General features: G+C 49.5%; 23 protein-coding genes and 1 tRNA gene. 5 read left to right on the top strand and 19 right to left on the bottom strand.

Features of this window, described 5'->3' with window-relative positions:
- Window positions 1-7: 7 nt before the first annotated feature.
- The 7 genes from K0335_RS04875 to rlmE all read right to left on the bottom strand — a co-directional run bounded on the left by K0335_RS04875 (window position 8) and on the right by rlmE (window position 7,469).
- On the bottom strand, window positions 8-1,603 hold the full coding sequence (locus tag K0335_RS04875; RefSeq protein ID WP_000718859.1) for a phosphoethanolamine transferase: 1,596 nt from the start codon (window positions 1,601-1,603) through the stop codon (window positions 8-10).
- Between the two features lie 273 nt (window positions 1,604-1,876).
- A tRNA-Leu gene (locus tag K0335_RS04870) sits at window positions 1,877-1,963 on the bottom strand.
- Window positions 1,964-1,977: 14 nt separating this feature from the next.
- Entirely contained in the window at window positions 1,978-2,310 is a 333-nt protein-coding gene (secG, locus tag K0335_RS04865; protein WP_001295556.1) for a preprotein translocase subunit SecG, read from the bottom strand.
- Window positions 2,311-2,537: 227 nt separating this feature from the next.
- Window positions 2,538-3,875 carry a phosphoglucosamine mutase gene (glmM, locus tag K0335_RS04860; protein ID WP_000071137.1) on the bottom strand — a complete coding sequence of 446 codons (1,338 nt, stop codon included), beginning with the start codon at window positions 3,873-3,875 and terminating at the stop codon, window positions 2,538-2,540.
- Window positions 3,868-4,716 carry a dihydropteroate synthase gene (folP, locus tag K0335_RS04855; protein WP_000764731.1) on the bottom strand — a complete coding sequence of 283 codons (849 nt, stop codon included), beginning with the start codon at window positions 4,714-4,716 and terminating at the stop codon, window positions 3,868-3,870. The genes glmM and folP overlap by 8 nt, the downstream gene beginning before the upstream one ends.
- Window positions 4,717-4,805: 89 nt before the next feature.
- A complete protein-coding gene (gene ftsH / locus K0335_RS04850; protein WP_001107467.1) occupies window positions 4,806-6,740 on the bottom strand; it encodes an ATP-dependent zinc metalloprotease FtsH in 1,935 nt (644 codons plus the stop codon).
- Window positions 6,741-6,839: 99 nt separating this feature from the next.
- Window positions 6,840-7,469 carry a 23S rRNA (uridine(2552)-2'-O)-methyltransferase RlmE gene (rlmE, locus tag K0335_RS04845; protein ID WP_000145975.1) on the bottom strand — a complete coding sequence of 210 codons (630 nt, stop codon included), beginning with the start codon at window positions 7,467-7,469 and terminating at the stop codon, window positions 6,840-6,842.
- Between the two features lie 125 nt (window positions 7,470-7,594).
- On the opposite strand from rlmE, the gene yhbY reads away from it, so the two are divergent.
- Window positions 7,595-7,888 carry a ribosome assembly RNA-binding protein YhbY gene (yhbY, locus tag K0335_RS04840; protein ID WP_001054420.1) on the top strand — a complete coding sequence of 98 codons (294 nt, stop codon included), beginning with the start codon at window positions 7,595-7,597 and terminating at the stop codon, window positions 7,886-7,888.
- Between the two features lie 155 nt (window positions 7,889-8,043).
- On the opposite strand, the gene greA is transcribed toward yhbY, so the two are convergent.
- Window positions 8,044-8,520 carry a transcription elongation factor GreA gene (gene greA / locus K0335_RS04835; protein ID WP_001148001.1) on the bottom strand — a complete coding sequence of 159 codons (477 nt, stop codon included), beginning with the start codon at window positions 8,518-8,520 and terminating at the stop codon, window positions 8,044-8,046.
- Window positions 8,521-8,767: 247 nt separating this feature from the next.
- Between greA and dacB the strand changes: the two genes are divergently transcribed.
- Complete coding sequence (gene dacB, locus K0335_RS04830) at window positions 8,768-10,201, top strand: serine-type D-Ala-D-Ala carboxypeptidase (protein WP_001212605.1); 1,434 nt, start codon at window positions 8,768-8,770, stop codon at window positions 10,199-10,201.
- 40 nt (window positions 10,202-10,241) lie between these two features.
- Here the strand turns inward: dacB and cgtA are convergent, their stop codons facing one another.
- The 4 genes from cgtA to rplU form a co-directional block, all read right to left on the bottom strand.
- Window positions 10,242-11,414, bottom strand: a complete 1,173-nt coding sequence (gene cgtA, locus K0335_RS04825) for an Obg family GTPase CgtA (protein WP_000673561.1) — start codon at window positions 11,412-11,414, stop codon at window positions 10,242-10,244.
- A gap of 15 nt (window positions 11,415-11,429) precedes the next feature.
- Window positions 11,430-12,395, bottom strand: coding sequence for a DMT family transporter (locus K0335_RS04820; RefSeq protein WP_000813040.1), 966 nt, complete (start codon window positions 12,393-12,395; stop codon window positions 11,430-11,432).
- A gap of 126 nt (window positions 12,396-12,521) precedes the next feature.
- On the bottom strand, window positions 12,522-12,779 hold the full coding sequence (gene rpmA, locus K0335_RS04815) for a 50S ribosomal protein L27 (RefSeq protein ID WP_000940595.1): 258 nt from the start codon (window positions 12,777-12,779) through the stop codon (window positions 12,522-12,524).
- 20 nt (window positions 12,780-12,799) lie between these two features.
- Window positions 12,800-13,111, bottom strand: coding sequence for a 50S ribosomal protein L21 (gene rplU / locus K0335_RS04810; protein ID WP_000271401.1), 312 nt, complete (start codon window positions 13,109-13,111; stop codon window positions 12,800-12,802).
- A 259-nt stretch (window positions 13,112-13,370) separates the two neighbouring features.
- Here rplU and ispB point away from each other — a divergent pair, with 259 nt between their 5' ends.
- Together ispB and sfsB are read left to right on the top strand one after the other, a co-directional pair.
- The gene (gene ispB, locus K0335_RS04805) at window positions 13,371-14,342 is read left to right on the top strand and encodes an octaprenyl diphosphate synthase (RefSeq protein WP_002431330.1); all 972 of its coding nucleotides are present in this window, start codon (window positions 13,371-13,373) and stop codon (window positions 14,340-14,342) included.
- Window positions 14,343-14,584: 242 nt separating this feature from the next.
- Window positions 14,585-14,866 (top strand): DNA-binding transcriptional regulator SfsB, encoded by a 282-nt coding sequence (gene sfsB / locus K0335_RS04800; protein ID WP_000428406.1) that lies wholly within the window; start codon window positions 14,585-14,587, stop codon window positions 14,864-14,866.
- Between the two features lie 52 nt (window positions 14,867-14,918).
- Here sfsB and murA read toward each other — a convergent pair whose 3' ends face one another.
- The 7 genes from murA to mlaF all read right to left on the bottom strand — a co-directional run bounded on the left by murA (window position 14,919) and on the right by mlaF (window position 19,720).
- Complete coding sequence (gene murA, locus K0335_RS04795) at window positions 14,919-16,178, bottom strand: UDP-N-acetylglucosamine 1-carboxyvinyltransferase (protein WP_000357273.1); 1,260 nt, start codon at window positions 16,176-16,178, stop codon at window positions 14,919-14,921.
- Window positions 16,179-16,231: 53 nt separating this feature from the next.
- Window positions 16,232-16,486 carry a BolA family iron metabolism protein IbaG gene (gene ibaG / locus K0335_RS04790; protein ID WP_000429656.1) on the bottom strand — a complete coding sequence of 85 codons (255 nt, stop codon included), beginning with the start codon at window positions 16,484-16,486 and terminating at the stop codon, window positions 16,232-16,234.
- A gap of 125 nt (window positions 16,487-16,611) precedes the next feature.
- Window positions 16,612-16,905 carry a lipid asymmetry maintenance protein MlaB gene (gene mlaB, locus K0335_RS04785; protein WP_219393748.1) on the bottom strand — a complete coding sequence of 98 codons (294 nt, stop codon included), beginning with the start codon at window positions 16,903-16,905 and terminating at the stop codon, window positions 16,612-16,614.
- Complete coding sequence (gene mlaC / locus K0335_RS04780; RefSeq protein WP_000476466.1) at window positions 16,905-17,540, bottom strand: phospholipid-binding protein MlaC; 636 nt, start codon at window positions 17,538-17,540, stop codon at window positions 16,905-16,907. Before mlaC ends, mlaB begins: the two co-directional genes overlap by 1 nt.
- An 18-nt stretch (window positions 17,541-17,558) precedes the next feature.
- On the bottom strand, window positions 17,559-18,110 hold the full coding sequence (gene mlaD / locus K0335_RS04775) for an outer membrane lipid asymmetry maintenance protein MlaD (RefSeq protein WP_002431329.1): 552 nt from the start codon (window positions 18,108-18,110) through the stop codon (window positions 17,559-17,561).
- A gap of 4 nt (window positions 18,111-18,114) precedes the next feature.
- The gene (gene mlaE / locus K0335_RS04770; RefSeq protein WP_000925782.1) at window positions 18,115-18,897 is read right to left on the bottom strand and encodes a lipid asymmetry maintenance ABC transporter permease subunit MlaE; all 783 of its coding nucleotides are present in this window, start codon (window positions 18,895-18,897) and stop codon (window positions 18,115-18,117) included.
- 7 nt (window positions 18,898-18,904) lie between these two features.
- A complete protein-coding gene (gene mlaF / locus K0335_RS04765) occupies window positions 18,905-19,720 on the bottom strand; it encodes a phospholipid ABC transporter ATP-binding protein MlaF (protein WP_000531680.1) in 816 nt (271 codons plus the stop codon).
- A 211-nt stretch (window positions 19,721-19,931) separates the two neighbouring features.
- On the opposite strand from mlaF, the gene K0335_RS04760 reads away from it, so the two are divergent.
- Window positions 19,932-20,909, top strand: a complete 978-nt coding sequence (locus tag K0335_RS04760; protein WP_000922852.1) for a calcium/sodium antiporter — start codon at window positions 19,932-19,934, stop codon at window positions 20,907-20,909.
- The last annotated feature ends 5 nt before the right edge of the window (window positions 20,910-20,914 follow it).

Here is a 20,914-nt window from a genome sequence, read left to right as displayed (position 1 = left end):
AATTCAGTTACTGCTTGTCCGCATTAAAATTTCGTCTTAGTTCCCGGTAATCAAACATTTCATGGCTTCCGTCAATAACCCGCGAATCCCCCTGATAGTGAGAGATCACGTCTTTAAGTGTTTTAGGTTGTTCTGGTCGGGTAACGCCCATCCACGCATTGATAAGATAGTCGTTATAAGCAGTGGAAAAAATATCAGTTACTGTCGAACGATCAACGTTCTCACCGAGCATTGGGCTGTACCAGATAAACATCGGTACATGATAAGCTTCCTGACTAGGTTTCTTCCCACCGTGGAAATAGCTATGTTTTGCCGTTGGATCGCGTTCAAGCCCATGGTCAGCAAAATACATAACCGAGGCTCGCTTATTTTTAAGCAGCGCAAAGACCTGCCCTAAAATGCTATCGGTGTAATGAATTGAGTTGTCATAACAGGCATCCTGATTATCCAATGGATAATACACAGCTTTGGCTTTTGGATATGTGGCGCAAACAGGTTCATGACTGCCAACCAGATGGAGAACAATCAGTTTCTTATTTGGCGATTTTGTATTTAATGCCTCAGCCAGATGCGGAAGCAACAATTCGTCATATCCTCTGACATAGACTCTTTCTTTCGCTCGCATCGCAATACTGGCAACAGCAGTCCCGTTCTGTCTGAATGCAGATTGAGCACTAAGCCAGTATGTGTCAAACCCAGCCTGATTAGCCATATTAATGATGTTGTCAGGGTAATGCTGGATATCGTGATCAAATACAGTATCCACAGTTAAAGTAAGGGGAACGGCTAACGCAGTATAAGGCGCTCCGCTTATCGCCTGAGTAAAAAGCTTAATACGATCCTTCTGTTTTTCGAGCTGTGGCGTTGTCGATCTGTTATGCCCATAGATGGACATATTCGAGGCCCTTACTGACTCCCCCACAATTAATACATAGTCATCGATGCCATTATCGCTTAATTCTAATTGATAGCCTGGCACTTTGTCAGCAATGGCCATCAGCCTATGGTATTCCTTTGCGGCTAAAGCGAAATAATTTAAGTTGAAAAAGGGTGTATATGTTGCGAATCGGGATGCCACAATATAAGGATCTGCCGTTTTCTTTGTTTTTTTATCTTTAAGGGCAAACTTGACTGAAGAAAATAAGCTTATCGCAATCAGAATCAGCAACAACGTCACTGTGATTTTTTTACCCGGTAGCGAAACATCATATTTTATTACCGAGGATAAAAAGAGTGCGAACAGGGCAAGGAAAATAATGCAATAAACAATATAAAGCCCCAGCATCTTTGTAATCTCATCTGGATCACTTTGTAAAACGCTTATCGCAAAGCCATCATTGAAACTGGTGCCGAAGGTACACCATGCATAGAGGCTGATGCAGAGATCCGCAGCAGCCAACAGCATAACTGGGATACCAAATAATAAACGTAAAGGGAAAGACGCTGTGCGTTTTATAACAAGGATAAAAAGCACAAAGAAAAGTGTTCGATGAACCAGATGTGATCCTGAAGAAGCAATGATATTAATCAGAGAAAAAATAATTACACAAAAAATTATAAGCCAGTTATTTTTAATTTTTCGAAATACGTTATGTGCAGCCATCCCCAAACCCGTAGATAAGAACAGAGTAAATATCGACGGCGTGCGATTTTATACATTAGAAAAACTGAAGTCCTGATCTATATCATTTTGAAAAAATGTTTACACTTAGCTTATATGCTCTACCAAACAAAAGTGATTCAGATCTTATTTTGAAGGATTTATGCGGAGTCAGGAGGCAAAGAGAGAGGAGTTGAGGGGGCTCGTTATCCAGCCAATAAAATGCGGGGATATAAAACAAAAAAAGACGCTTTTCAGCGTCTCTTTTCTGGAATTTGGTACCGAGGACGGGACTTGAACCCGTAAGCCCTATTGGGCACTACCACCTCAAGGTAGCGTGTCTACCAATTCCACCACCTCGGCACGGATACTACTTTTTAGTTCGGGATATCGCTGGTCGGCTTAGCCGGAGCAGCTGGCTGAGTTTGTTCGGTTTTGGCCGGTGCACTCAGGTTTTCCCATTCACTACCTTTATTGGTTTTGTTGCTATTGATGTTACCCAGCACCAGACTGATGATGAAGAATAACGTTGCCAGCAGCGCCGTCATGCGGGTCATGAAGTTACCAGAACCACTTGAACCAAACAGCGTAGCGGAAGCGCCTGCTCCGAAGGAGGCTCCCATATCAGCGCCTTTACCTTGCTGCAGCATGATTAGACCAACAAGGCCAATTGCCACAATAAGGAAAACTACTAAAAGAGCTTCGTACATAATCAACCTGTTCCTTGCGGAGTTGCCGCTTACCAATGCTTCAACCAATAAAGCGGGAGTTTTTAATCTTTCCCACTGAAGCGGGTGTGAATACTAACCAAAGCGAATGACCTTCGCAAGGGCAATTTTATCGCATTGTATCAACTGCGGAAAAAAACAGCAAAACCGATGTGTTCGCTGAGAAAAAAGGCGACAATCGCCGCCTTTTTAGCCAGCCTTCTACTGTTTTAAACGGCTTTTACTGCATCAGCGATGCGGTGTGCAAATTCAGTAACCTGCGCTTCGTCTTCGCCTTCTACCATCACGCGAATTAACGGTTCGGTGCCGGATTTACGCAACAGCACACGTCCACGGCTACCCAGCGCCGCTTCAACTTCTGCGGTTACAGCTTTGACTGATTCATGCTCCAGCGGATCGCCGCTACCTGCGGTGTAACGCACGTTAACCAGAATCTGCGGGAACATTTTCATGCCGCTGCAAAGGTCGTGCAGGCTCATATGGTTACGCGCCATCGCCGCCAGCACCTGCAAACCAGCAACGATGCCGTCACCGGTTGTGGTTTTATCCAGCAGGATCACATGACCAGAGTTCTCTGCACCGATACGCCAGCCTTTCTCCTGCATTTTTTCCAGTACGTAGCGATCGCCCACTTTCGCACGAGCAAACGGAATTCCTAGCTGTTTCAGGGCGAGTTCCAGCCCCATGTTGCTCATCAATGTACCCACCGCGCCACCACGCAGTTGGCCCTGACGCAGACCTTCGCGCGCGATGATATACATAATCTGGTCGCCATCGACTTTATTGCCTTCATGGTCAACCATAATCACGCGGTCGCCGTCACCGTCAAAGGCGATACCAAGATCTGCTTTTTCAGCCAGTACGCGCGCCTGTAACGCACGAACATCAGTTGCCCCCACTTCGGCATTGATGTTTACGCCGTTCGGCTCACAACCGATAGCGATAACGTTCGCCCCCAGTTCACGCAGTACGTTCGGCGCGATGTGATAAGTCGCGCCATTTGCGCAATCCACCACAATTTTCAGTTCACTGAGGCTAAGTTCGTTCGGGAACGTGGCTTTGCAAAACTCGATATAGCGACCCGCAGCATCAACGATACGGCTGGCTTTACCCAGTTCTGCCGAATCAACACAGCTGATCTCTTTTTCCATTTCCGCTTCGATGGCTTCTTCAACTGCATCCGGCAGCTTAGTACCGTCAATAGAAAAGAATTTAATGCCGTTATCGTAGAATGGGTTATGCGATGCAGAAATTACAATCCCGGCCTCTGCGCGGAAGGTACGCGTCAGATAAGCCACGGCAGGTGTAGGCATCGGGCCTGTAAAGAGTGCGGAAAGGCCCGCAGCCGCCAGACCCGCTTCCAGTGCTGACTCCAGCATATAGCCAGAAATACGCGTGTCTTTACCAATAATGATCTTACGGGAGCCGTGGCGCGCCAGCACTTTACCGGCGGCCCAACCCAACTTAAGTACAAAATCAGGGGTGATCGGCGCATCCCCTACACGACCACGAATCCCATCGGTACCGAAATATTTACGATTACTCATAGCGTTTGTTTTCCTTTGCAGACAGAGTGGCTTCCACCACCCGCATCGCTTCTACGGTTTCTTTGACGTCATGAACACGAATGATGTGCGCGCCTTGCATTGCGGCAATGACCGCACAGGCCAAACTACCGCTCAGGCGCTCGGACGGCCCCACGTTCAGCAATTGCCCAATCATCGATTTTCGTGACATACCCACCAACAGCGGCAGGTTGAAATGGTGAAATTCAGCCAGGCGCGCCAGTAATGAATAGTTATGGGAGAGATTTTTACCGAAACCGAATCCGGGGTCGAGCAACAATTTCTCTTTTGCGATACCCGCCTGCTCACAACGAGCTATCTGCTCAATAAAGTAGCGATTCACTTCCGCAAAGACATCGTCATACTTCGGGGCTTCCTGCATGGTTTTTGGATTTCCCTGCATATGCATCAGGCAAACTGGCAAACCGGTTTCTGCAGCAGCTTCCAGAGCGCCAGGTTCGGAAAGAGAGCGAATATCGTTAATAATGTGAGCACCAACTTTCGCTGACTCACGGATGACTTCTGGTTTGGAAGTATCTACCGAGATCCAGACTTCGAAGCGTTGAGCAATTGCCTCAACCACAGGAATAACACGTTGCAACTCTTCTTCAACGCTAACTTCCGCCGCCCCTGGGCGCGTGGACTCGCCACCAACGTCAATGATCGTCGCGCCAGCGTTAATCATCAGATTCGCATGTTTCACCGCATCTATCAGCGAGTTATGCGTGCCGCCATCCGAAAAGGAATCAGGCGTAACGTTGAGGATCCCCATTACGTGAGGATGGCTAAGGTCCAGTGAAGTGCCCTGGGCAAAGAGTTTCATGATGTTATCCCTGGTATGAATTGATAAGAAAAAACCCCGGAGCACGCCCCGGGGTTTTCAGTACAAATACAGTCATCTAATGCGGGAACTTACTTGTCGCCTAACTGCTCTGACATGGTGTTACCCGGGTTCGGCGTACGCGGTTCATCAACCGGACGCGGAGCCTTTGGACTACCATTGTCGCCAGAATTGTTAGAAGCGCCTGGTTCTTCCCAGCCCGCTGGCGGACGTACATCGCGACGAGCCATCAGGTCATCAATCTGCGGTGCGTCGATAGTCTCATATTTCATGAGAGCATCTTTCATCGCATGCAGAATATCCATATTGTCGGTCAGAAGCTGACGCGCACGATTATAGTTACGCTCGATCAGTGCTTTCACTTCCTGGTCGATGATGCGTGCCGTTTCATCGGACATATGTTTCGCTTTCGCTACGCTACGACCGAGGAACACTTCACCTTCTTCTTCCGCATACAGCAGCGGACCGAGTTTCTCAGAGAAGCCCCACTGGGTAACCATGTTACGCGCCAGGTTGGTCGCAACTTTAATATCGTTGGACGCCCCGGTAGAAACATGTTCCGGCCCGTAGATGATCTCTTCTGCCAGACGACCGCCGTACAGCGTAGAAATCTGGCTTTCCAGTTTCTGACGGCTGGCGCTGATTGCGTCGCCCTCAGGCAAGAAGAAGGTCACACCCAGCGCACGACCGCGCGGGATAATCGTTACTTTGTGCACCGGATCGTGTTCCGGCACCAGGCGACCGATAATCGCGTGACCTGCTTCGTGGTAAGCAGTCGATTCTTTCTGCGCTTCCGTCATCACCATGGAGCGACGTTCCGCACCCATCATGATTTTGTCTTTCGCTTTCTCGAACTCAACCATCGACACAACACGTTTGTTGCCACGAGCAGCGAACAGTGCCGCTTCGTTCACCAGGTTCGCCAGGTCAGCACCGGAGAAACCAGGAGTACCACGGGCAATGATTGCCGCGTCGATATCGGGTGCCAATGGTACGCGACGCATGTGAACTTTCAGAATCTGCTCACGACCGCGAACATCTGGCAAGCCAACCACAACCTGACGGTCGAAACGGCCAGGACGCAGCAGCGCCGGGTCGAGAACGTCCGGACGGTTAGTCGCAGCGATAACGATGATACCTTCGTTACCTTCGAAGCCATCCATCTCAACCAGCATCTGGTTCAGAGTCTGTTCACGTTCATCGTGACCACCGCCCAGACCTGCGCCACGCTGGCGGCCTACGGCGTCGATTTCATCGATAAAGATGATGCACGGAGCCGCTTTCTTCGCCTGTTCGAACATGTCACGAACACGGGATGCACCCACACCGACGAACATTTCTACGAAGTCAGAACCGGAGATAGTAAAGAACGGAACTTTCGCTTCGCCTGCAATCGCTTTCGCCAGCAGCGTTTTACCGGTACCCGGAGGACCGACCATCAGGACGCCTTTCGGGATCTTACCGCCGAGTTTCTGGAAGCGGCTCGGCTCGCGCAGATACTCAACCAGTTCAGCAACTTCTTCTTTTGCTTCGTCGCAGCCCGCAACGTCAGCAAAGGTCGTTTTGATCTGATCTTCCGTCAGCATGCGCGCTTTGCTCTTACCGAACGACATGGCACCTTTGCCACCGCCGCCCTGCATTTGACGCATGAAGAAGATCCAGACACCAATCAGCAACAGCATCGGGAACCAGGAGATGAAGATAGAAGCCAGCAGGCTTGGTTCTTCAGGCGGTTCACCGACAACCTTGACGTTCTTGGTCAACAGGTTATCCAGTAATTTCGGATCCTGAACCGGAATGTAAGTGGTATAACGGTTACTATCTTTCTTGGTAACGTTGATTTCACGTCCGTTGATACGCGCTTCACGAACCTGGTCGTTATTGACCTCTTGTAGGAAGGTAGAGTAATCCACCTTACGGCCATTAGACTCGCTGGGCCCAAAGCTCTGGAATACTGACATCAGCACAACGGCAATGACCAGCCAGAGTATTAGGTTTTTCGCCATGTCACTCAAGGGATTAACCTCTTATTACAACTGTGTTAAAAACAGCGTCAGGATACTCTATATCCAGCATCTTTCAAACTTTCGTCTGAAATCTCCCGGTTAGGGTTTACGCCCGGTCGCTACAATATACACTTCCCGCGAACGTGCACGAGAAGAGTCCGGCTTACGAACTTTGACCTTCGTAAACAGGGAGCGAATTTCCCTTAGATACTCATCGAAACCTTCGCCCTGGAACACCTTCACTACAAAACTGCCACCTGGCGCTAATACATCACGACACATTTCTAACGCCAGTTCCACCAGATACATGGCACGGGGGATATCCACCGCCGGTGTTCCGCTCATGTTTGGTGCCATATCGGACATGACAACCTGGACTTTGCTGTCGCCAACGCGCTCCAGCAGTGCTTTCATCACCAGTTCATCACGAAAGTCGCCCTGAAGAAAGTCCACACCAACGATAGGATCCATAGGTAAAAGATCGCAAGCGATGATGCGGCCTTTGCCACCAATTTGGGTGACCACATATTGTGACCAACCACCCGGAGCAGCACCAAGGTCGACAACCGTCATTCCCGGTTTAAAGAGTTTGTCACTTTGCTGTATTTCATCAAGTTTAAACCAGGCACGGGAACGTAACCCCTTTTTCTGTGCCTGTTGAACATATTTATCGCTAAAGTGTTCCTGAAGCCAGCGGCTGGAGCTGGCAGAACGCTTCTTACCTGTCATTTAACTTTCCCATGGGGATAACTCATCGTAACCAATTGCGTAAATTTTTACGCGCCTATTTGGTGATATATGGGAGATGGCGGTAGAATGACCCGTTTTCAATCCCAACGTAAGCAAAAAATACGATGAATCTGAGTACTAAACAAAAACAGCACCTGAAAGGTCTGGCACATCCGCTCAAGCCAGTTGTTCTGCTTGGCAGTAATGGTTTGACCGAAGGGGTGCTGGCCGAGATTGAACAAGCGTTAGAGCACCATGAACTCATCAAGGTGAAAATCGCCACCGAAGATCGCGAGACTAAAACCTTGATCGTGGAAGCTATCGTGCGCGAAACCGGCGCCTGTAATGTACAGGTCATCGGTAAAACGCTGGTGCTTTATCGCCCAACTAAAGAACGTAAAATCTCGTTGCCACGCTAAGATTATCCTAAAGTTACACACATTTGCTGTGTAAAACGAGGGGTTTTCCGCAGGCAGGAGAGCAAAATGCCACGCTCTGTTCGTTGATAAAAGGCCGCATAGCGGCCTTTTTCCTTTCTTTACAATACATCAACATCTTGAGTATTGGGTAATTCTTACAGGTATTCCACCTTAATTACTTCAAATTCTACTTCGCCGCCCGGCGTTTTGATGACCACAACATCATCTTCTTCTTTGCCGATCAGGCCACGGGCAATAGGCGAGTTTACAGAAATCAGGTTCTGTTTAAAGTCAGCTTCGTCATCGCCAACGATGCGATAAGTCTGCTCTTCGTCAGAATCCAGATTCAACACCGTTACGGTAGCACCAAAAATAACGCGCCCATTGTTAGGCATTTTGGTGACATCAATCACCTGGGCGTTCGACAGTTTGGCTTCAATATCTTTGATACGACCTTCGCAGAAACCCTGCTGTTCACGAGCTGCGTGGTATTCGGCGTTTTCTTTCAGGTCGCCATGCTCACGCGCTTCCGCGATAGCAGCAATGATTTCAGGACGGCGCACAGATTTCAGAAAATCCAGCTCTTCGCGTAATTTTTCAGCGCCGCGTAAGGTCATCGGAATAGCTTGCATTTGTTATACCTCTTGAATATTCCTGATGGGGCAAGTCTTCACCCACCCCGGCTGTTCGGCCTGCCCGGCAAAACTCCTCACCGGGACCAGAAGCAAAAAAATACCGACCCGGGTACAAGTCCCAGGTCAGCTACAATTCACATTTTGATAGTCATTTTACCCTGAAGTTCCCGAAGGGTCATCGTTTACTTTATAGGGCGTTGCGCCGTAGTATGACGGCTCGATTCCAGGTTGTTAGCGCGAGATTATGCGATTTTCCAGATTTATCATCGGATTGACCAGCTGTATAGCGTTCAGTGCTCAGGCCGCGAATGTTGATGAGTACATTACTCAACTCCCCGCTGGTGCCAACCTTGCCCTGATGGTGCAAAAAGTCGGCGCATCGGCACCCGCTATTGATTACCACAGTCAGCAGATGGCGCTGCCCGCCAGTACGCAGAAAGTGATTACTGCGCTGGCGGCGTTGATTCAACTCGGCCCCGATTTTCGTTTTACTACTACGCTTGAAACCAAAGGCAATGCGGAAAACGGCGTACTCAAGGGTGACTTAGTGGCGCGATTTGGTGCCGATCCGACGTTAAAACGTCAGGATATTCGCAATATGGTCACGACTTTGAAAAAATCTGGCGTCAACCAAATTGATGGTAATGTGTTGATAGACACCTCCATTTTTGCCAGCCACGATAAAGCCCCCGGCTGGCCGTGGAATGACATGACACAATGCTTTAGCGCTCCGCCTGCCGCCGCCATAGTTGACCGCAACTGTTTCTCCGTCTCGCTCTACAGTGCCCAAAAACCCGGTGATATGGCCTTTATACGCGTGGCATCTTATTACCCCGTTACGATGTTCAGCCAGGTACGCACCCTCCCCCGTGGTTCTGCCGAAGCGCAATATTGCGAGCTGGATGTGGTGCCAGGCGACCTGAACCGCTTTACGCTGACCGGATGCCTGCCACAACGTTCTGAGCCGCTCCCGTTGGCTTTTGCCATACAGGATGGAGCCAGCTATGCCGGTGCAATTCTGAAAGATGAGTTAAAACAGGCAGGTATCACCTGGAGCGGAACACTGCTGCGCCAGACTCAGGTTAATGAACCCGGAACGGTAGTTGCCAGTAAACAGTCGGCCCCGTTGCACGATCTGCTTAAGATTATGCTGAAAAAGTCAGACAACATGATTGCCGATACGGTTTTCCGCATGATAGGCCATGCGCGCTTCAATGTGCCCGGAACATGGCGGGCCGGATCGGACGCCGTACGTCAGATCCTGCGTCAGCAAGCTGGTATCGATATTGGTAACACGATTATTGCCGATGGTTCAGGGCTTTCGCGGCATAACCTGATTGCCCCCGCCACCATGATGCAGGTGCTGCAATACATTGCCCAACATGACAATGAACTTAACTTTATCTCTATGCTGCCGCTGGCAGGCTATGACGGTTCTTTACAGTACCGTGCGGGCCTGCATCAGGCTGGCGTGGACGGAAAAGTCTCAGCAAAAACCGGTTCTTTGCAGGGGGTATATAATCTGGCGGGATTCATCACCACAGCGAGCGGGCAACAAATGGCGTTTGTACAATATCTTTCTGGCTATGCGGTAGAACCCGCGGATCAGCGTAATCGCCGCATTCCATTAGTGCGTTTTGAAAGCCGTTTGTATAAAGATATTTATCAGAATAATTAGTCTAAAGAGAAACCCCGGCGCATGGCCGGGGTTTAGCAGATTAACGCTTGTAAATGAACTCAACGCCTTCTTCGTCGTCTTCGTCCCAGTCATCATCCCAGTCTTCATCATCCTCTTCAGCAATCTCTTCAAGCTGCTGACGGTGATAATCATCCCACATGAATTCGACTTTCTCTGGCTGTTTCGCTTCTTCGGCCTGCACAACTGGATTTTCAATGATAAAAGTCATCACATCCCAGCAGAGATCTTTCACGCCCAGTCCGCTCGCCGCAGAGATCAGATAATATTTATCTTCCCAGCCCAGCGCCTCCGCGATTGCTTTGGCTTTCTCTTCAGCCTCTGCCTTATCCAGCAGGTCGATCTTGTTGAAGACTAACCAACGTGGTTTTGCCGCCAGATCCTGGCTGTATTTTTCCAGCTCGCTGATAATAATACGCGCGTTTTCAACCGGATCGGTACCGTCAATCGGATCGATATCGATGAGATGCAACAGGACGCGGCAACGTTCCAGGTGCTTCAGGAAGCGAATCCCCAGTCCTGCACCTTCCGCAGCGCCTTCAATCAGTCCTGGAATATCGGCAACAACGAAGCTCTTTTCGTTATCCATACGAACCACACCCAGGCTCGGTACCAGAGTGGTAAACGGATAATCCGCCACTTTCGGTTTAGCCGCCGAGACCGCGCGGATAAAGGTCGATTTACCCGCATTCGGCATTCCCAGCATACCGACGTCAGCCAGCAGCATCAGCTCCAGCAGCAGCTCGCGCTTATCGCCCGGCGTACCGTTGGTTTTCTGCCGTGGCGTACGGTTAACGGACGATTTGAAGCGGGTATTGCCCAGACCGTGCCAGCCGCCCTTGGCAACCAGCAGACGCTGACCGTGTTTGGTCATATCGCCCATGGTTTCACCGGTACCCTGATCGATAACACGCGTACCTACCGGCACTTTAATCGTGACGTCTTTACCGCGCTTACCGGTACAATCGCGGCTTGCGCCGTTCTGACCGCGCTCTGCACGGAAAGATTTTTCAAAACGATAATCGATAAGTGTGTTCAGGTTCTCGTCGGCTTCCATCCATACGTCACCACCGTCACCGCCGTCGCCGCCATCCGGGCCGCCTTTCGGAATATATTTTTCGCGGCGGAAACTCACGCAACCATTACCGCCATCACCTGCAACGACCAGAATCGATGCTTCATCAACAAACTTCATTTTATTCTCCGTAAATCATTCGCCTGCGCGGGGTTGCGATACCACCGTTGTATGCTTACGTAATCCGCCCCAAATACGATGACCAATGGCGGAATACATCGCGCCCGCAACCACGACAAACGCACCGAGATAACCTAAAAGGTTTAACATCGGTCTGGCGAAGAAATCGGGCCAGGCCAGTGATAAAAGATCTGAAAAAAACAGCGTAAACAGTGGGGTGAGCGTGATGATCGCGCTCACCTGCGCTGCCTGCCAGCGAGCCATCGCTTCCGCCAGGGCGCCATATCCTACCAATGTATTCAGTCCGCAAAAAATTAAACATGCGAGCTGCCAGTGGCTAAGCTGCGCTATCACTCCAGGATTTGCCAGAGGGAAGAGCGCAATTGTACATAAAGTGTACAGCAAAAACAGGATCTGCGGTGAGGCCAGCCGACGCAATAAAACCTTCTGCGCTACGCCATAACTCACCCAAACCGTCGCCGCACCGACCCCAAAGATAACTCCCCAGGTGTAATCGGTGAGCTTTGTAAATATCTCAACCAGACTGGTGTTAAAAAACATCACCAGGCCGCTCAGGAGCATCAATGCCCCCACTACCTGGGTGCTGCGCATTTTCTCTTTCAGGATAAATACGCTGGCAACCATCATGCCAACTGGCGAGAGTTGCCCAATCACCTGCGAAGCGGTCGGACTCAGGTATTGCAAGGATGAGCTGAACAGGATGAAGTTCCCAAACAGCCCGGCGGTCGCCACTGCCAACAAAATCAACCAGCGTGGCTTACGAAACACGCGTAATGGCGGCAACCTCTTCTTCACCGCAAGAATGGCACCAAGGCCAATACTCGCCATCAAGAAACGGTAAAATACGATTGTCGGAGGTTCCATCACCTCCAGCACCTGCTTCATTGCAATTGGCAACGCCCCCCAGCAAATTGCTGTGGTGAGCGCCAAAAGAATGCCAATGCCTGCCTGCTGCTTCATACCGTATTCCCTACAAAACGCATTTGCGAGTTAACGCCGCACGATGCGCATTTTTACCGGTTATCGAATGTAAAAAGCCCCGCAACGTGTTGCGGGGCTTTCATCCGTTACCGGGACGCGAAAAACTTATTCAGCTTCGATGCTGATAAATTTACGGTTTTTCGGGCCTTTAACTTCGAATTTCACTTTACCGTCTGCTTTAGCAAACAGAGTGTGGTCACGACCGCAACCTACGTTAGCGCCAGCGTGGAATTTGGTACCACGTTGACGAACGATGATGCTACCCGCCAGAACGGATTCGCCACCGAAACGCTTAACGCCCAGGCGTTTAGCTTCTGAATCGCGACCGTTACGTGTGGAGCCGCCAGCCTTTTTATGTGCCATTTGAAATCTCTCCTCAGGTCTTAGGCGCTGATGCCAGTAATTTTCACATCAGTGAACCACTGACGATGGCCCTGCTGCTTACGATAGTGTTTACGACGACGAAACTTAACGATTTTAACTTTCTCGCCACGACCGTGAGCAACAACTTCAGCTTTGATTACGCCGCCATCAACGAAAGGAACGCCGATTTTGACTTCTTCACCGTTTGCGATCATCAGCACTTCAGCGAATTCAACAGTTTCGCCAGTTGCGATGTCCAGCTTTTCCAGGCGAACGGTCTGACCTTCGCTTACTCGGTGTTGTTTACCACCACTTTGGAAAACCGCGTACATATAAAACTCCGCTTCCGCGCACACCTTTTCAATGATTCAGAGTGCGCTATAAATATTCACAATAGGGCGCGAATATTACGCAAAACGCACGCCTTTGACAAGTGCTAGCATCAATACATGAAGAAAAAAAACACAACTTGTACGGTAACGTTTATCTGCGTCGTTTTTTCAGTACAATCAGTCTATATTTCTAACCCTAAACCCTAAGTTACCTTCACTCAATCTTGAGGTAATCGGGACAAAAAGCCCGGCTTTTGCGATGAATTTAGAAAAAATCAATGAGTTAACCGCGCAAGATATGGCGGGTGTCAATGCGGCAATCCTTGAGCAGCTTAATTCCGACGTCCAACTGATCAATCAGTTAGGTTATTACATCGTTAGTGGTGGCGGAAAACGTATTCGTCCGATGATCGCCGTACTCGCTGCGCGGGCCGTTGGTTATCAGGGCAATGCACATGTGACAATTGCGGCCTTAATCGAGTTTATCCACACTGCCACTCTGCTACACGATGATGTTGTGGATGAATCAGATATGCGCCGTGGGAAAGCCACAGCAAACGCTGCATTTGGTAATGCTGCCAGCGTACTGGTTGGTGATTTTATTTATACCCGCGCTTTCCAGATGATGACCAGCCTTGGTTCACTCAAAGTGCTGGAAGTGATGTCTGAGGCTGTTAACGTCATTGCTGAAGGTGAAGTTCTGCAATTAATGAACGTTAATGATCCGAACATTACTGAAGAAAACTACATGCGCGTTATCTATAGCAAAACCGCGCGTCTGTTTGAGGCTGCCGCGCAGTGTTCCGGGATTCTGGCTGGCTGTACGCCGGAGGAGGAGCAAGGCTTGCAGGATTATGGGCGTTATCTCGGCACCGCTTTCCAGTTAATCGACGACCTGTTGGATTATAGTGCTGACGGTGAACAATTAGGCAAAAACGTGGGCGATGATCTTAATGAGGGTAAACCCACCTTGCCATTACTCCACGCGATGCGTCACGGTACACCGGAGCAAGCGCAGATGATTCGTAATGCGATTGAGCACGGTAATGGCCGACATCTTCTGGAACCTGTTCTGGAAGCAATGAACGCTTGTGGTTCACTGGAATGGACTCGTCAGCGTGCCGAAGAAGAAGCGGATAAAGCCATTAAAGCTCTGCAGGTTCTTCCTGACACACCATGGCGTGAAGCCTTGATTGGTCTGGCACATATCGCGGTACAACGCGATCATTAATCCCTGCAGTTATATTTCAATTAATTCTATCCCGCCTTGTGCGGGATAATTCCAGTAAGTTCTTTAAACATTACAATCTTACGTTTGTTCTTTCCCAATAGTGCTGGTTTCCCCCTGGCATATTCTGAATATTCATACTTCTTACAGGAACTTTTTAGAACATAGTTCCATTAAGGGTATAGTGGTTTGCCACAGACTGATTGTTCTGGACGCAAATGACTAACTTAAGGAGTGAGGTGAAGATGGAGAACAAACTCATTGACTGGCATCCTGCAGATATTATTGCCGGACTGCGTAAGAAAGGGACATCTATGGCTGCAGAATCTCGCAGAAATGGATTAAGCTCATCAACGCTGGCGAATGCGTTAACGCGACCATGGCCAAAGGGTGAATGGATAATTGCCAAAGCGTTGGGAACAGAGCCTTGGGTAATCTGGCCTTCCCGTTATCATGATCCGCAAACACATGAGTTTATAGACAGAACTCGACTGATGCGTAGCCCACGGGAAAAAAGTGACAGCTAAATTGAAAAAAGCGGTAACTCCAGCGCCACTGGCTTGAGTTACCGCCTGACGATTACTCGCCTTTTACGCGCTCAATGTTAGCCCCAAGAGCACGCAACTTATCTTCAATACGCTCATAACCACGATCGATATGGTAAATACGATCAACGATCGTTGTTCCTTCCGCAATACACCCGGCCAGTACCAGACTTGCAGAAGCCCGCAGATCGGTTGCCATAACTTGTGCTCCAGAGAGTTTTTCCACGCCGTGGCAAATCACCGTATTGCTTTCAATCTCAGCATGGGCGCCCATACGGCTAAGTTCTGGAACGTGCATGAAGCGGTTTTCAAATACGGTTTCAGTGATAAAGCCTGTGCCTTCCGCAACCAGATTCAGCAGAGTAAATTGTGCCTGCATATCAGTCGGGAATGCCGGATGTGGCGCGGTACGCACATTGACAGCTTTCGGACGTTTGCCATGCATGTCCAGGCTAATCCAGTCATCACCAGTTTCAATATCAGCTCCGGCGTCACGCAATTTCGCCAGAACAGCGTCCAGAGTATCAGGTTGAGCATTGCGACAAATGATTTTGCCACGAGAGATAGCTGCAGCCACCAGGAAAGTGCCGGTTTCAATACGATCAGGCAGTACACGGTAGACACCGCCGCCCAGTCGTTCCACACCTTCGATGGTGATACGGTCCGTACCCTGACCACTTATCTTCGCACCCAATGTTACCAGGAAGTTTGCCGTATCGACGATTTCTGGTTCACGTGCCGCGTTTTCAATGATGGTCGTACCTTCAGCAAGTGTTGCCGCACACATGATAGTAACCGTTGCGCCAACACTGACTTTATCCATCACGATATGCGCACCTTTCAGGCGACCTTCAACGGAAGCTTTAACATACCCTTCTTCCAGTTTGATGGTGGCGCCTAGCTGCTCAAGCCCGGAAATATGCAAATCCACCGGACGCGCACCAATGGAACAACCACCAGGTAGAGAAACCTGCCCCTGCCCAAAACGTGCCACTAGCGGCCCCAGTGCCCAGATAGAGGCACGCATGGTTTTTACCAGCTCATAAGGCGCGCAGAATACGTTAACGTCGCGTGCATCGATATGCACAGAGCCGTTACGCTCTACTTTTGCCCCCAACTGGCTCAACAGTTTCATCGACGTATCAACGTCTTTCAGTTTAGGTACGTTTTGAATCTCTACCGGCTCTTCTGCCAGTAAGGCGGCAAACAGGATCGGCAGAGCGGCATTTTTAGCGCCGGAAATTGTGACTTCGCCCTGGAGCTTTGTCGGCCCCTGAACACGAAATTTATCCATTATGTTGTTCTCATTTAAGAATTCATATTCGCTACCGGCGTGACGCCCATAGCTCAAAAGCCGTTCAGTTTACGATCACGTGCCCACTCAGCTGGTGTATAGGCTTTGATCGACACAGCATGGATACGGTTATCCGCAATGTACTCCATCAACGGGCCATACACAGTTTGTTGCTTCTTGACCCGACTCATGCCGTCAAACAACTCACCCACGGCAATAACCTGAAAATGGCTACCATCGCCGGAAACGTGGACTTCCTGGAGGGAGAGTGCGTTCATCAGCACGCTCTGAATTTCATTATTTTCCATGGGATCTTCATTCGTCAGTTAGTAAAACAGCCCAACATCTTAGAGCAAAGTTGCGCCGTCATAAATAAGCAAAAAGCCCCGTTTGATAAACAATCGGGGCTAGTGGAAGTAACGTACTGAAATAGTTAATACGGAAGGACATCCGCAGGCAAATTGTAGAGTTTTGCCAGAGTGTAAACTTTTTCGTTTACGCCCCGTAGCGTCACGCTATTTCCTTGCCGTTTCGCAATATCAATAAGATGGATTAGCAAAGCCAGCCCGCCGGTATCGACGCGCGCGATTTTGCTTAAGTCGATGCAGGTAACCCCCTGCATCACTTCATTTCGCTCTTCCCACAATGGGTTAAGCACGTCCTGATCCAATTCGCCAGCTAATACCAGGGTGTCACCCATCCGCATCCAGCTCAGTGACTCACTCATTATTTTTTCTCTTCCAGCGTGATCTTCTGCTGAGAAAGTGATTTCAGTTGTGCTGTCAGGCCATCAACGCCTTTGGTACGCAGCAGGGAGCTCCACTCATTTTGCTTAGTGGTGATCATGCTGACACCTTCGGCGATCATGTCATAAGCCTGCCAGTTACCCGTTTGAGAATTTTTACGCCACTGGAAATCAAGGCGCACTGGCGGACGACCGTTAGGATCAATAATGGTCACACGGATCGGCACTATTGTTTTATCGCCCAATGGCTGTTCCGGGGCAATTTGATAGGTCTGACCGTGGTACATAGCCAACGCCTGACCATAAGCCTGCTTCAGATATTCACGAAATGCCGCAAAGAATGCATCGCGTTGCGCAGGGGTCGCACTTTTATAGTACTGCCCCAGCACCAGAGCACCTGCGTATTTGATCTGCACATAAGGTAGAAGTTCCTGATCTACCACTTCACGCAGATAATCGGGGTTTGCACGAATTTTAGGCTGCTCATTCTTAAGACGGTCAAAGGTTTTTTGCGCCGCCTCATCCATTAATTTATATGGATTTGTTTGATCCGCTGCGGTTGCCGCAGACAGCGGAGCAATCACCAGCAGAGCAATCATCATTAAGCGTTTGAACATGTGTCGATTCTCCTGAGATTATTTCGTTGCGCCCGCAGGCTCATTGACTTGATTATTGCCTTCATCTGGCGCTGGCGCATCGCCAGAATTCTTATTCTCTTCGCCCTTGCCGCTATACAGGAACTGACCAATAAGGTCTTCCAGTACCATCGCAGACTTGGTGTCCTGAATGGTGCCACCATCTTTCAGGATAGACGTACCCAACTCTGGATCTTCAAAACCGACGTTTAAAGCCAGATATTGCTCACCAAGTAAGCCGGACGTACGGATACTAAGAGAACTGGTATCTGGTATATGGTTATAGCGCTGTTCAATGTCCAGGGTCACACGCGGCAAATAGGTTTGCGGATCGAGAGTGATATCAGACACGCGCCCCACTACAACACCACCAATACGTACTGGCGAGCGTACTTTCAGGCCACCGATGTTATCGAAAGTCGCATAAAGGGTATAAGTCGGCTCAGTACGTATAGAGGTGACATTGGCTGCTTTCAGGCAGACAAATAGCGCTGCCAGTAACGCCACCAGCAGAAAAAAACCGACCCAAATTTCATTTTTTTTCGTTTGCATGAACTCAATTCCCAAACATCAGTGCAGTCAGCACAAAATCCAGCCCCAGGACTGCCAGAGATGCGTGAACAACAGTACGTGTAGTCGCCCGACTGATCCCGGCAGAAGTCGGAATCGCATCATAGCCATTGAATAACGCGATCCACGTTACAGTGATGGCAAAAACAACGCTTTTAATCAGGCAGTTAACTAAATCCAGACGCCAGTCAACGGCGTTTTGCATCGCCGACCAGAAGAAACCTGCATCGATCCCCTTCCAGCTGACGCCAACCAGTGAACCGCCCCAGATCCCCACGGCGACAAAAATAATGGTCAGCAATGGCAAGGAGATGACTCCAGCCCAAAAACGCGGTGAAATCACCCGCCGGAGCGGATCGACTGCCATCATTTCCATACTGGAAAGCTGTTCAGTGGCACGCATCAAGCCAATTTCAGCGGTAAGTGCCGAACCGGCACGACCAGCAAAAAGCAGTGCTGCAACAACAGGCCCCAGCTCGCGAAGCAGAGACAGCGCCACCAACATGCCGAGGCTGGTTTCGGCACTGTAAGTGGTGAGGACAAGGTAGCCCTGCAGCCCCAGCACCATACCGATGAAGACGCCTGAAACAATAATGATCAGCATCGAAAGCACGCCGACATTATAAATTTGCCGTATCAGTAGCGGAGTATGTTTACGAAACTCCGGCTTACCGACAATTGCATTGAATAACATTAACCCGGCGCGTCCAAACGTTCTGAGGGTTGTTATCCCCTTACGCCCGAACGCAGCCAGTGCATTTAACAGCATGAGCGGTTCAACTCCCTGTCACTGGTAGTAAATCAGAATGATAATCGCCCGCAGGATAACGGAACGGAACAGGACCGTCAGCAATACCATCCAGGAACTGACGCACGCGTGGATCTGGATTTTCCTGTAATGCTTTTGCGCTACCGTGAGCAACGATCTTTTTATCTGCCATGATCCAGGCATGATCAGCAATGCTCAGTACTTCTGGCACATCATGCGAAACCACGATACAGGTGACACCCAGGGCGCTATTGAGTTCAGAAATTAACTTCACCAACACACCCATGGTGATCGGATCCTGACCAACAAAGGGTTCATCAAACATGATAAGATCCGGCTCCAACGCAATGGCTCGCGCCAATGCCGCTCGGCGGGCCATTCCCCCTGAAAGCTCAGAAGGCATCAGTTTAGCAGCACCACGCAATCCAACTGCTTCCAGTTTCATCATTACGGTGCTTTTTAATAACGGCGCAGGTAGCGTTGTATGTTCACGCAACGGGTAAGCCACGTTATCAAAGACGTTCATGTCCGTGAAAAGCGCTCCCGACTGAAATAACATACTCATGCGCTTACGCACGGTATACAGCCGTGAACGGGACATTGCCGGAACATTTTCGCCATCAAATAAGATCTCGCCCTGGTCAGGCGCTATTTGCCCACCAATAAGACGTAACAGCGTTGTTTTACCAATTCCCGACGGTCCCATAATCGCCGTGATTTTTCCGCGCGGCACCGTCAGGGAAATGTTATCGAAGATGCATCTATCGCCACGAGTGAAGCTGACGTCGCGCAAATCGACTAAATTCGCCACAGACTGACCCATTGATTCATCCTTTAGTATTGCCTCGTTAATTACAGCATGGTGCTGGTTTTAACCATGACCTGATATATTTACAGATTATTACCCGCCCTGGTTAGCGAAAGCTGGCATTTGTTTTACTTTTTAGCCGCATAAAGTCAAAATTAAGAATTCGTCACGGCTTCCAACACTCCTTCCAGTGGAGCGGCGAGTATACCTGAAGAAAGGATTTTTGATGCTTTTAGCTACGGCGCTGTTAATTATTGGTTTACTTCTGGTGGTTTACGGTGCCGACCGTTTAGTGTTTGCTGCCTCAATAATCTGCAGAACATTGGGTGTTCCCCCGCTGATTATTGGTATGACTGTTGTCAGCATCGGTACTTCATTGCCGGAAATTATCGTCTCTCTCGCGGCATCGCTGCATGGTCAACTGGATTTGGCTGTTGGTACTGCTTTGGGTTCAAATATTACCAACATCTTACTCATTTTAGGTCTTGCTGCGCTCATTCGCCCCTTTACCGTCCATTCTGATGTTCTGCGGCGCGAGCTACCATTAATGTTACTCATAGCGGTCGTAGCCGGTTCCGTACTCTATGACGGACAACTAAAACGCAGCGATGGTATCTTTCTTTTACTTCTGGCCGTGCTATGGCTGCTGTTCATTGTTAAAATCGCGCGTCTGGCTGAACGTCAGGGCAACGACAGTCTCACCAGAGAGCAACTGGCTGAATTACCGCGTGAAGGTGGCTTACCGGTCGCATTTTTATGGCTGGGGATTGCGCTGATTATTATGCCTGTCGCCACCAGAATGGTGGTTGATAATGCCACTGTGCTGGCAAACTATTTTGCTATTAGTGAAATGACCATCGGATTAACGGTGATCGCGATTGGTACCAGCCTGCCTGAGCTGGCAACAGCGATCGCAGGTGTGCGCAAAGGTGAAAATGATATTGCCGTAGGAAATATCATCGGCGCAAACATATTTAATATCGTCATCGTACTGGCTCTGCCAGCAGTGATAACCCCCGGCGAAATTCATCCACTGGCCTGGGTTCGTGACTATAGCGTAATGCTGGTAGTCAGCATTATATTCGCGTTACTTTGCTGGCGGCGTCCGCAGCAAATTGGTCGCAGTGTCGGTGTGCTGTTGACCGGTGGTTTTGTTTTGTGGCTGGCGATGCTGCACTGGCTTTCGCCCCTTCTCGTTGAATGACTGGA

Origin of the sequence: Escherichia sp. GZ89 (genome assembly GCF_019366485.1) — a bacterium.
In the GTDB taxonomy this organism is placed as follows: Bacteria; Pseudomonadota; Gammaproteobacteria; order Enterobacterales; family Enterobacteriaceae; genus Escherichia; species Escherichia fergusonii.
The sequence above is the reverse complement of the archived record's forward strand: the minus strand, read 5'-3'. Positions and strand labels throughout refer to the sequence as shown.

Coding starts and splice junctions, on each gene's coding strand:
- sfsB (WP_000428406.1), top strand. CDS start 14,585: ATGGAGAACAAACTCATTGACTGGCATCCTGCAGATATTATTGCCGGA.
- ibaG (WP_000429656.1), bottom strand. CDS start 16,486: ATGGAAAATAATGAAATTCAGAGCGTGCTGATGAACGCACTCTCCCTC.
- mlaE (WP_000925782.1), bottom strand. CDS start 18,897: ATGCTGTTAAATGCACTGGCTGCGTTCGGGCGTAAGGGGATAACAACC.
- murA (WP_000357273.1), bottom strand. CDS start 16,178: ATGGATAAATTTCGTGTTCAGGGGCCGACAAAGCTCCAGGGCGAAGTC.
- mlaD (WP_002431329.1), bottom strand. CDS start 18,110: ATGCAAACGAAAAAAAATGAAATTTGGGTCGGTTTTTTTCTGCTGGTG.
- mlaB (WP_219393748.1), bottom strand. CDS start 16,905: ATGAGTGAGTCACTGAGCTGGATGCGGATGGGTGACACCCTGGTATTA.
- mlaF (WP_000531680.1), bottom strand. CDS start 19,720: ATGGGTCAGTCTGTGGCGAATTTAGTCGATTTGCGCGACGTCAGCTTC.
- ftsH (WP_001107467.1), bottom strand. CDS start 6,740: ATGGCGAAAAACCTAATACTCTGGCTGGTCATTGCCGTTGTGCTGATG.
- K0335_RS04820 (WP_000813040.1), bottom strand. CDS start 12,395: ATGAAGCAGCAGGCAGGCATTGGCATTCTTTTGGCGCTCACCACAGCA.
- K0335_RS04875 (WP_000718859.1), bottom strand. CDS start 1,603: ATGGCTGCACATAACGTATTTCGAAAAATTAAAAATAACTGGCTTATA.
- folP (WP_000764731.1), bottom strand. CDS start 4,716: ATGAAACTCTTTGCCCAGGGCACTTCACTGGACCTTAGCCATCCTCAC.
- dacB (WP_001212605.1), top strand. CDS start 8,768: ATGCGATTTTCCAGATTTATCATCGGATTGACCAGCTGTATAGCGTTC.
- rplU (WP_000271401.1), bottom strand. CDS start 13,111: ATGTACGCGGTTTTCCAAAGTGGTGGTAAACAACACCGAGTAAGCGAA.
- mlaC (WP_000476466.1), bottom strand. CDS start 17,540: ATGTTCAAACGCTTAATGATGATTGCTCTGCTGGTGATTGCTCCGCTG.
- secG (WP_001295556.1), bottom strand. CDS start 2,310: ATGTACGAAGCTCTTTTAGTAGTTTTCCTTATTGTGGCAATTGGCCTT.
- ispB (WP_002431330.1), top strand. CDS start 13,371: ATGAATTTAGAAAAAATCAATGAGTTAACCGCGCAAGATATGGCGGGT.
- yhbY (WP_001054420.1), top strand. CDS start 7,595: ATGAATCTGAGTACTAAACAAAAACAGCACCTGAAAGGTCTGGCACAT.
- glmM (WP_000071137.1), bottom strand. CDS start 3,875: ATGAGTAATCGTAAATATTTCGGTACCGATGGGATTCGTGGTCGTGTA.
- rlmE (WP_000145975.1), bottom strand. CDS start 7,469: ATGACAGGTAAGAAGCGTTCTGCCAGCTCCAGCCGCTGGCTTCAGGAA.
- rpmA (WP_000940595.1), bottom strand. CDS start 12,779: ATGGCACATAAAAAGGCTGGCGGCTCCACACGTAACGGTCGCGATTCA.
- cgtA (WP_000673561.1), bottom strand. CDS start 11,414: ATGAAGTTTGTTGATGAAGCATCGATTCTGGTCGTTGCAGGTGATGGC.
- greA (WP_001148001.1), bottom strand. CDS start 8,520: ATGCAAGCTATTCCGATGACCTTACGCGGCGCTGAAAAATTACGCGAA.
- K0335_RS04760 (WP_000922852.1), top strand. CDS start 19,932: ATGCTTTTAGCTACGGCGCTGTTAATTATTGGTTTACTTCTGGTGGTT.